The following is a 467-nucleotide window of genomic DNA, read 5'->3' on the forward strand; positions in this document are numbered from 1 at the left end:
CTAGCTCACACGAAGTGGATGTGCAAGTACCACATTGTGTTCACCCCGAAGTATAGACGGAAAGAGATCTATAATCAAGTGAGAAAAGATTTAATCGAAATCTTCAAACGATTGTGTAAATACAAGGGAGTAGAGATCATAGAAGGCCACATGATGCCAGATCATGTACATATGCTGGTAGCCATTCCCCCAAAGATATCAGTATCATCGTTCATGGGATATCTGAAGGGAAAAAGCTCACTTATGATATTCGAGAAGCATGCCAACTTGAAGTATAAGTATGGCAATCGAAAATTTTGGGCGGAGGGATACTACGTCAGTACAGTAGGATTGAATGAGGCAACCGTCGCAAAATATATCCGTGAACAAGAAGCACATGACCAAGCAATAGATAAATTGAGTGTGAAAGAGTATGAAGATCCATTTAGCAGAAACAGTATCAAAAAGAAGTAAACCCGTTTAACGGG

The 467-nt window shown here is 40.0% G+C and carries 1 protein-coding gene; it reads left to right on the forward strand.

The genetic code is table 11. The features are described 5' to 3' along the window. The coding region (gene tnpA / locus CHH75_RS24475; RefSeq protein WP_141235887.1) for an IS200/IS605 family transposase at positions 1-453 on the forward strand (453 nt) is incomplete at its 5' end. Positions 454-467: the final 14 nt, after the last annotated feature.

Origin of the sequence: Paenibacillus sp. 7541 (genome assembly GCF_002276395.1) — a bacterium.
GTDB lineage: Bacteria > Bacillota > Bacilli > Paenibacillales > Paenibacillaceae > Paenibacillus_AQ > Paenibacillus_AQ campinasensis.